The sequence below is a fragment of the Magnetospirillum sp. SS-4 genome (assembly GCF_902729425.1).
Taxonomy (GTDB): domain Bacteria; phylum Pseudomonadota; class Alphaproteobacteria; order Rhodospirillales; family Magnetospirillaceae; genus Phaeospirillum.
Window position 1 is genome coordinate 1 of sequence record NZ_CACVCH010000091.1, and the last position, 7,581, is coordinate 7,581.

7 protein-coding genes are annotated in these 7,581 nt (G+C 64.2%); 4 read left to right on the top strand and 3 right to left on the bottom strand.

Annotated features, from left to right (window positions below; genetic code table 11):
* Positions 1-126 precede the first annotated feature (126 nt).
* The 3 genes from MTBSS4_RS16080 to MTBSS4_RS16090 form a co-directional block, all read right to left on the bottom strand.
* Positions 127-1,755: a cytochrome D1 domain-containing protein gene (locus tag MTBSS4_RS16080; protein ID WP_173984422.1), complete on the bottom strand. Its 1,629-nt coding sequence runs from the start codon at positions 1,753-1,755 to the stop codon at positions 127-129.
* 163 nt (positions 1,756-1,918) lie between these two features.
* Positions 1,919-2,626 (bottom strand): Crp/Fnr family transcriptional regulator, encoded by a 708-nt coding sequence (locus MTBSS4_RS16085; protein ID WP_254432605.1) that lies wholly within the window; start codon positions 2,624-2,626, stop codon positions 1,919-1,921.
* Between the two features lie 91 nt (positions 2,627-2,717).
* A complete protein-coding gene (locus MTBSS4_RS16090; RefSeq protein WP_173984424.1) occupies positions 2,718-3,410 on the bottom strand; it encodes a Crp/Fnr family transcriptional regulator in 693 nt (230 codons plus the stop codon).
* Positions 3,411-3,843: 433 nt separating this feature from the next.
* Between MTBSS4_RS16090 and MTBSS4_RS16095 the strand changes: the two genes are divergently transcribed.
* The 4 genes from MTBSS4_RS16095 to cobA all read left to right on the top strand — a co-directional run.
* Positions 3,844-5,490 (top strand): NapC/NirT family cytochrome c, encoded by a 1,647-nt coding sequence (locus MTBSS4_RS16095; protein WP_173984425.1) that lies wholly within the window; start codon positions 3,844-3,846, stop codon positions 5,488-5,490.
* 29 nt (positions 5,491-5,519) lie between these two features.
* Complete coding sequence (locus tag MTBSS4_RS16100) at positions 5,520-6,530, top strand: ethylbenzene dehydrogenase-related protein (protein WP_173984426.1); 1,011 nt, start codon at positions 5,520-5,522, stop codon at positions 6,528-6,530.
* Positions 6,531-6,552: 22 nt separating this feature from the next.
* Positions 6,553-6,882, top strand: a complete 330-nt coding sequence (locus MTBSS4_RS16105) for a plastocyanin/azurin family copper-binding protein (protein ID WP_173984427.1) — start codon at positions 6,553-6,555, stop codon at positions 6,880-6,882.
* 8 nt (positions 6,883-6,890) lie between these two features.
* Positions 6,891-7,581 (top strand): uroporphyrinogen-III C-methyltransferase (gene cobA / locus MTBSS4_RS16110; RefSeq protein WP_173984428.1); only part of this gene is annotated, 691 nt, incomplete at its 3' end.

Genomic DNA, 7,581 nt, shown 5'->3' on the forward strand with positions numbered 1-7,581 from the left:
GATGGATGGTGAGACCGTTCACTCCAAAGCCATCGGACGCGATGGACGGGTTCATGATGCCGCCAATAAAAAAATCCCCGGAGACCAGAGGTCTCCGGGGACGGGTCGTATAACCCTGCACGTTTCTTAGTAGATGTCGTGCTGGGTGTTCCAGACGTTGAACTTGCCGGTCGGGGTGATCAGCTTCGGATCCTTGATCACCGCCTTCAGCTTGCGGGTCTTGTCGTCGATGATCACGATCGCGGACGGATCGGTCTTGCCGGCCCAGATCGAGAACCAGACTTCATCGCCCTTTTCGTTGTACTCGGCATGGACGGCGCGCTTGACCGCCTTGGTCTCGGGCAGATCGGCCATCTTGGCGATGTTGATCACTTCCGGACCCTTGTCGAGGTTCTTGATGTCATAGACGGTCACCGACTCGGCCAGTTCCTTCTCGGGCATCAGCGGAGCGTCGGCCCAGAGGTTGTTGGACTTGGGGTGGGTCTTGACGAACAGCGAACCGGCGCCATGGTTCTTCAGCTCGGCGACGACCTTCCAGGCATTGGCCTTGTGCTTCACCGGATCGGTGCCGATCAGGGTGATCACGTCGGCGCCCAGGTGCGAGGTCGCCCAGACGGGGCCGAACTTCGGATGGTTGAAGTTCGCGCCGCGGCCCGGGTGGGGCTTCGCCTTGGTGGAGACCAGGCCGGCCAGCTTGCCTTCCTTGGTGTCGACCACGGCGACCTTGTCGGACGCATTGGCGGCCACCAGGAAGTAACGCTTGGAGGCGTCCCAGCCACCGTCATGCAGGAACTTCGCGGATTCGATGGTCGTTTCCTTGAGGTTCTTGATGTCGGAGTAGTCGACCAGCTTGATCAGGCCGGTTTCCTTGAGGTTGATCACCCATTCCGGCTTGATCATCGACGAGACGATCGAGGCCACGCGCGGCTCGGGATGATACTCGCCATCCACGGTCACGCCGCGGGTGGAGACGATCTTGAGCGGCTTCAGGGTGTAGCCGTCCATGATCACGTACTGCGGCGGCCAATAGGAGCCGGCCACGGCGTACTTGTCCTCGTAGCCCTTGAACTTCGAGGTGTCGACCGAACGGGCGTCCATGCCGATCTTGATGGTGGAGACGACCGCGGGGGTCTCCATCCACAGATCGATCAGGTCCAGCTTGCCGTCGCGGCCGATGACGTAGACATAGCGGCCGGAGGCGGACAGGCGGGAGATATGGACGGCGTAGCCGGTCTTGATGATGGTCCAGATCTTCTTGGTGTCGCCATCGATGAGGGCGACTTCGCCGGAGTCACGCAGAGTCACCGAGAAGACGTTCTTCAGGTTGACCTTGTTCATCTGCTTCTTGGGACGGTCCTCAGGCTTCACCTGGACCTTCCACGAAGCGGTCATGTCCTTGATGCCCCATTCCGGCGGAACGTCGGGGGTCATCTGGATGTAGGTGGCCATGTCACGGATTTCATCCTTGGTCAGGATGTCATCGAAGTTGACCATGCCACCGTCGGTGCCATTGGCGAGAATCTTTTCCAGGCGAGCCTGGCCGAGCTTGACGGTCGCCGCCGGCTCGAGATTCTTACCGGTCGCGCCCTTGCGCAGCACGCCATGGCAGCCGGCGCAACGCTCGAAGTAGATCTTCGCGCTGGATTCCTTGGCTTCCTTGGACAAAGTCGGCTGCGCTTCCTGAGCGAAAGCCGCGCCGCCCATTGCCAACGGCAACGCCGACATCAGCAGTGCGTTCCGAACACCCTTCCACATACGGCAACCCTCCCTTACGACAAACAACGCTGTGATCGATACGCCGGTTTCCGGCCCCGATCGAAGCTTCATGTCCGGGCACAATGCCCTCCAACCGGTCGATACGATGTGACTATCGTCAAATTCGGTCAACGAAAGTCTTGTGATCGTACGACAATAAACCTCATCCCGCCTTGTCGCAGGCACGGCGAAGCAGGGCCACGTCGTCGATGTGGACATCCGTGCCGGAAGTATGGACGCCAAGGACCCGCAACCGCCCCAGCACCCGCGACAGGCTTTCGCGGCGAATGCCCACCCGGCTGGCCAGGACCTCCTTGTTGAAGGGCAGCGACACCACGGCCCTCCCCTCGACCGACGCGGTGTGCGCCAGCAGGAATTCGGCGACCCGCTGCCACGGCGTCAGTTCCTTGAGATCGCGGATTTCGGAGGCCAGCCGGCGGTTCCACTTCACCAGCGCCGCCAGCATGCGATAGGCCATGGCGTGGTCGGAATGCAGCGTATAAAGAAAGGCGCGCCGCGCCACCCGGATCAGGGTGGCGTCCTCGATCACCTCGGCGTTCAGGGGAAAGCGGCCGACCGACATCATCGCCGCCTCGGCGAACGACGTGCCGGGGCCGAAGATCTCGACGATGCTTTCGCGGCCGTCCTGGGCCAGGGCGAACAGCTTCACCGACCCGTCCAGCACGATATAAAAGCAGTCGGCCTCGTCGCCGGCGCCGAACAAAAGGGTGTTGCGGCGGCGGAAGATGGTGTTGGAATCGGCCAGCAGGCGATTGACCACGTCGACGGGAATGCCTTCGAACAGCGGCAGGGCGGCCACGACCTCCTGGGCCGATTGCGAGCCACGGAACAGCCGCTGCGGCGTCGACAAGGTGCGGTCGCAATCCTCCCGCGGGCCCTCGCAGGACGGACGGCAGGGACACGGAATCGGCCCGCCCTCGGCCTGGGACGCCGATTTGCTCCTAGTGGGTAATCGCTGCGCCGTCGCCATAGCTCCTCAGCCTTGCCACATCGGCTATTTCTACCTTGTCCGTACGGCTGGCGACCACCCCTTTATCGCGCAATTTGGCGAAAGCGCGCGACAGGGTCGCCGGGTCCATGCCCAGATGCTCGGCCAGATGGCGTTTTTCATAGGGAAGACGCACCACCGCATGGCCCGAGGCGTCGCCCGCCAGGGACAGCAGGAAGCTGGCCAGCCGCTCGGAGGTGGATTGCATCTTGAGCTCGGTGATCTCCTTGACCTGCTCGCGCAGATGCGCCGCCATGGACGAGATCATGGTGATGGCGACCTCGAAGTGGGATTCCAGATAGCCCATCAACCCATGGGCCGGCAGGGCGATCACCGTGGTCGGCGCCGTCGTCTGGGCGCTGGAACAATAGGGAATGCCGGACAGCACCGCCTCCTCCCCCACGGTCTCGCCCGATGTCAGGCGCAGCAGCATGGCGGTGGATTCGCCGTTGGGAGACGGCAGCAGGACCACCTCGCCCGACAGGATCAGGAACAGGTGGCTGGCCGTGTCGGCCTCGCGAAACAGGACGGCCCCCTCGGGGAACTCCAGAACCTCGTGACCATCCAACAGGGCGTGAATCTCGTGGGAAGGAAGCGGCGCAAACAGCGGGTGCCTCCTCAGCGCGCCCAGGGCTTCGGTTTCCATGTCCCTCCTTTGGATGCCGCCATCGGAACACCGGCATCCCCGTCGTTGATTATCATCTGTCTAATCTCGGAATACCAGCCTTGACTTCGGTTAATATGCCCTGGCCGCGAGATAAGGATGGGGTGGGAGCCGGCAGGAATGGCGTATCACCTGAAAACTAAGACAAATCTAATGTTAAGGCGGATCGCGGTATCCTCCATCAAATTGATCAAGGTCACGTCAATTCGTCCCGTCCAGACAGTAGAGTGCGCCCGCCTGAGGCCGAATGCCGTCCCGGGGGTCATGGGATGCAGGCTGGTCTGGCGTTGTGTCGGGTGCCGCCGGCGGAGTCGCGGCATCTTCCGATTATTTGCCCAGGATCAATGCCATCACCCGGCAATCATGCTAAGGATGGCGCGGCGATCGTGGGCAGCAGATGGTGCTGGGGAGCGCAATGGCTACTGAATCCTTTTTCAGCAAGCTGACGAAAATGAAAATCATGGGGGCGTCGCTGTTCGGCGCCGCCGTGATCTTCGTCGGCGGCATCGTTTTCTGGGGCGGCTTCAACACGGCGATGGAAGCGACCAACACGTTGGGCTTCTGCATCAATTGCCACGAGATGAAGGACAACGTCTACCAGGAATACAAGAAAACCATCCACTACACCAACCGCAGCGGCGTCCGCGCCTCCTGCTCCGACTGCCACGTTCCCAAGGACTGGGTCCACAAGTTCGTGCGCAAGATCCAGGCCAGCGGCGAGGTGTTTCACTGGCTGCTGGGAACGGTGGATACCCCCGAGAAGTTCGACGGCAAGCGCTATCAGCTCGCCAAGCGCGTCTGGGAAACCATGAAGAGCACGGATTCGCGGGAATGCCGCAACTGCCATGCCTTCGACCAGATGAACCCCGAGATGCAGAAGCAGCGCGCCCGCAAGCAGCACGTCAACGCCCAGGAAGAGGGCGGCACCTGCATCGATTGCCACAAGGGCATCGCCCACAAGCCGGTCCACCACCTGCTGGAGCAGGAAGAGGAGCAGAAGGCCAAGGAAGCCGAGGCCAAGAAGGCCGCCGCCGCCAAGCCGGCCGCTCCCGCTCCCGCCCCGGCCACCGCCGCCGCTCCCACCGCTCCCACCGCTCCGGCCGCGCCGGGCGTCGCCCTGCCGCCGGTCACCGGCAAGGCCGTCGACTGGAGCAAGGTCGCCGAGACCAAGACCGTGCTGTTCTACCCCGGACAGACCCCCATCGAGTGGATTCTGACCGGCACGGATCATGGTGGAAAGCGGGCCTTTACCAAGGGTGACCGCTGCTTCGAGTGCCACAGCAACGAGGCCGCGGACATGGGGGCCAAGATGGTCTCCGGCGCCAAGGCCGAGAAGACCCCGATCCCCGGCAAGCGCGCCGCCTTCCCGCTGTCCATCAAGGCGGCGTACGACGCGGACAATCTCTACATGCGCTTCGAGTTCCCGGCCGGTCCGCACAATCCGGTCCCCTTCGCCCAAGGCGGCAAGATGGACCCGGACAACGAGATCAAGCTGGCCATGATGATCGGCAGCGACAAGGTCGCCATGGCGACGCAGTCGGGATGCTGGACCTCGTGCCATGCCGACAGCCGCGACATGCCCAACGCCCCCGCCAAGGACGCGCTGGGCGCCGCCAAGGGCATCGACACGTCCGGCGGCTTCGTCACCAAGTACGTGCCGGAAAGCCGGACCCAGTTCGACACCACCAAGCGCGACAACTGGGACAAGGTGAAGCCCCAGGCCGACCTGGATGCCCTGCTGGCCGGCGGCGCCGTCCTCGACCTGACCCGCTACAAGTCCAGCGGCGTCTCGGAACAGGGCTACGTCCTGGCCGAACGGGTGCTGAAGCCCGGCAACGACGTGGCCTATACCGGCAAGAAGGAAGGCGACAAGTGGGTCGTCACCATGGTCCGCCGCCTCAAGGCCACCCAGCCGGGCGAGGTCAATCTTGTGGCGGGTCAGTCGTACAGCGTCGGCTTCGCCGTTCACGACGACTACACCTCCGGACGCTTCCATCACGTTTCCCTCGACCTCAAGCTCGGCCTCGACGCCGAGGGCGAGATCAAGGCCTCGAAGATGTAACCGTCACCAACAACAGGAGAGCACGCGCCATGAGCATCCTTTCCCGCACCACCATGCTGGCAACACTCCTGGCGAGTGCCCTGGTCTCCGGAGGGGCGGCGCAAGCCGCCCCCAAGGAGATCAACTGGGGATCGGTCGCCGCCGCCAAGACCGTCCTGTTCTACCCCGGCCAGACGTCCATGGAATGGATCCTGACCGGCACCGACCACGGCGGCGCCCGCGCCTTCAAGAAGAACGACCGCTGCTTCGAGTGCCACTCGGAAGAGGCCGCCGACATGGGCACCAAGATGGTGACCGGCGCCAAGGCCGAGAAGACCCCCATCCCCGGCAAGCGGCCGGCCATTCCGCTTCAGGTCAAGGCCGCCTACGACGCCGAATACCTTTACATGCGCTTCGAGTTCCCGGCCGGCCCGCACAGCCCGGTTCCCTTCGCCCAGGGCGGCAAGATGGACCCGGCCAACGAGATCAAGCTGGCCATGATGATCGACGGCGGCAAGGTCGACATGGCGGCGCGCTCCGGCTGCTGGACCTCGTGCCATTCCGACAATCGCGACATGCCGACCGCGCCGGCGGCTGCGGCTCTCGGCGCCGCCAAGGGCATCGACACCAAGGCCGGATTCGTCACCAAGTACGTTCCGGAAAGCCGGACCCAGTTCGACACCACCAAGCGCGACAACTGGGACAAGGTGAAGCCCCAGGCCGACCTGGACGCCCTGCTGAAGGGCGGATCGTTCCTGGAACTGCTGCGCTACAAGTCCAGCGGCGCGTCCGAACACGGCTACATCCTGGCCGAGCGGGTGCTGAAGGCCGACCCGGCGGTGGCGTTCACCGGCAAGAAGGACGGCGCCAACTGGGTGGTCACCATGACCCGCAAGCTCAAGGCCGATCAGCCCGGCGCCGTCAATCTGGAAGCCGGCAAGAGCTATGTCGTCGGCATCGCCGTCCACGACGATTTCACCAGCGGACGCTTCCATCACGTCTCGCTTGACCTTAAGCTGGGGCTGGACGCCGAGGGTGAAATCAAGGCGGTGAAGCAGTAACCCCAACCCGCGGGAGGAGACGATGCGCATTTCGGCGGCTGTCATCATGGCCGTGGCGGCCATCGTCTTCTCCTCGCCGGCATCGGTGGCCGGAGAGACCGTGCGAGTCGGCATGAACAAGAATCTGTACGAGCCAAGGGTCCTGAGGATCAAGCCAGGCACCACCGTCGAATGGGTCAACGACGAGAAGCGCACCAGCCACAGCGTATTCTTCGAACAGGAAGGGCTGGAGGAATCCGACCGGCTGTTCCCCGGCGAAAGCTGGAAGCGGACCTTCGACAAGCCGGGCGTCTACCCCTATCGCTGCGGCCCGCATCCGGAGATGACCGGAACCGTCGAAGTGACTCCGTGAGTTCCGGCATGAGCAACGATCACCCCCCCCTGATTCATCTGGTCGGCGCCGGCCCCGGCGACCCCGAACTGCTGACCGTCAAGGCGTTGCGCCTGATCCAGTCGGCCGACGTGGTGGTCTATGACCGGCTGGTGGGCGAGGGCATCCTGGACCTCATTCCGGCCGGCACCACCCGCATCTGCGTCGGCAAGGAAAGCGGCCACCATCTGCTTCCCCAAGACGAGATCAACGACCTGCTGGTCAGTCTGGCGCGGCCCAGCCGCCGGGTGGTCCGCCTGAAGGGCGGCGATCCGTTCGTGTTCGGCCGGGGCGGCGAGGAGGCCCTGTATCTGGCCCGCTACGGCATCGCCGTCGAGGTGGTGCCCGGCATCACCGCCGCCGCCGGCTGCGCCGCCGACGCCTGCATTCCCCTGACCCACCGCGACGTGGCGCGCGGCGTCCGCCTGATCACCGGACATTTCAGCGAGAACCGCGACCTGGACCTGGACTGGCCGCGGCTGGCCGATCCCGCCTGCACCCTGGTGGTCTACATGGGGGTGGCGACCATCGGCCGCATCGCCGACGGCCTGATGGGCGCCGGCCTGCCCGCCGACACCCCCGTCGCCGTGGTCGAGCGCGGCACCAGCGGCGCCAGCCGCACCCTCTACGGCGTGCTGCGCGACATCGAGGCCGACGTCAAGCGTTGGGATGTCCGCCCCC

Bases quoted from the DNA above. Each gene is read 5' to 3' on its own strand.
- MTBSS4_RS16080 (WP_173984422.1), bottom strand. From the start codon at position 1,755: ATGTGGAAGGGTGTTCGGAACGCACTGCTGATGTCGGCGTTGCCGTTG.
- MTBSS4_RS16090 (WP_173984424.1), bottom strand. From the start codon at position 3,410: ATGGAAACCGAAGCCCTGGGCGCGCTGAGGAGGCACCCGCTGTTTGCG.
- MTBSS4_RS16095 (WP_173984425.1), top strand. From the start codon at position 3,844: ATGGCTACTGAATCCTTTTTCAGCAAGCTGACGAAAATGAAAATCATG.
- MTBSS4_RS16100 (WP_173984426.1), top strand. From the start codon at position 5,520: ATGAGCATCCTTTCCCGCACCACCATGCTGGCAACACTCCTGGCGAGT.
- MTBSS4_RS16105 (WP_173984427.1), top strand. From the start codon at position 6,553: ATGCGCATTTCGGCGGCTGTCATCATGGCCGTGGCGGCCATCGTCTTC.